General features: G+C 56.4%; 1 rRNA gene. It reads right to left on the bottom strand.

The features are described from left to right. Positions 1-31: 31 nt before the first annotated feature. A 23S ribosomal RNA gene (locus ACFYOB_RS41600) occupies positions 32-1,533 on the bottom strand; the annotation flags it as partial.

The following is a 1,533-nucleotide window of genomic DNA, read 5'->3' as shown; positions in this document are numbered from 1 at the left end:
TTCAGAACTAACACAGTGGACGCGAGCAACTGAGGACAAGCCCTCGGCCTATTAGTACCAGTCAGCTTCACCCGTTACCGGGCTTCCACATCTGGCCTATCAACCCAGTCGTCTACTGGGAGCCTTACCCTCTCAAGGAGGTGGGAATACTCATCTTGAAGCAGGCTTCCCGCTTAGATGCTTTCAGCGGTTATCCCTCCCGAACGTAGCCAACCAGCCATGCCCTTGGCAGGACAACTGGCACACCAGAGGTTCGTCCGTCCCGGTCCTCTCGTACTAGGGACAGCCCTTCTCAATATTCCTACGCGCACAGCGGATAGGGACCGAACTGTCTCACGACGTTCTAAACCCAGCTCGCGTACCGCTTTAATGGGCGAACAGCCCAACCCTTGGGACCGACTCCAGCCCCAGGATGCGACGAGCCGACATCGAGGTGCCAAACCATCCCGTCGATATGGACTCTTGGGGAAGATCAGCCTGTTATCCCCGGGGTACCTTTTATCCGTTGAGCGACGGCGCTTCCACAAGCCACCGCCGGATCACTAGTCCCGACTTTCGTCCCTGCTCGACCCGTCGGTCTCACAGTCAAGCTCCCTTGTGCACTTACACTCAACACCTGATTGCCAACCAGGCTGAGGGAACCTTTGGGCGCCTCCGTTACCCTTTGGGAGGCAACCGCCCCAGTTAAACTACCCATCAGACACTGTCCCTGATCCGGATCACGGACCGAGGTTAGACATCCAGCACGACCAGAGTGGTATTTCAACGGCGACTCCACAACCACTGGCGTGGCTGCTTCAAAGTCTCCCACCTATCCTACACAAGCCGAACCGAACACCAATATCAAACTGTAGTAAAGGTCCCGGGGTCTTTCCGTCCTGCTGCGCGAAACGAGCATCTTTACTCGTAGTGCAATTTCACCGGGCCTATGGTTGAGACAGTCGAGAAGTCGTTACGCCATTCGTGCAGGTCGGAACTTACCCGACAAGGAATTTCGCTACCTTAGGATGGTTATAGTTACCACCGCCGTTTACTGGCGCTTAAGTTCTCAGCTTCGCAACCCCGAAAGGTCACTAACCGGTCCCCTTAACGTTCCAGCACCGGGCAGGCGTCAGTCCGTATACATCGCCTTACGGCTTCGCACGGACCTGTGTTTTTAGTAAACAGTCGCTTCTCGCTGGTCTCTGCGGCCACCCCCAGCTCACGGAGCAAGTCCGATCACCAGTGATGGCCCCCCTTCTCCCGAAGTTACGGGGGCATTTTGCCGAGTTCCTTAACCATAGTTCACCCGAACGCCTCGGTATTCTCTACCTGACCACCTGAGTCGGTTTAGGGTACGGGCCGCCATGAAACTCGCTAGAGGCTTTTCTCGACAGCATAGGATCATCCACTTCACCACAATCGGCTCGGCATCAGGTCTCAGCCTTATATGAGGGACGGATTTGCCTACCCCTCGGCCTACACCCTTACCCCGGGACAACCACCGCCCGGGCTGGACTACCTTCCTGCGTCACCCCATCGCTTACCTACTAC

The organism is Streptomyces sp. NPDC006463, from assembly GCF_042870715.1.
Lineage (GTDB): Bacteria > Actinomycetota > Actinomycetes > Streptomycetales > Streptomycetaceae > Streptomyces.
Note: the sequence above shows the minus strand (reverse complement) of the source record. Positions and strands in the feature narration are given on the sequence as shown.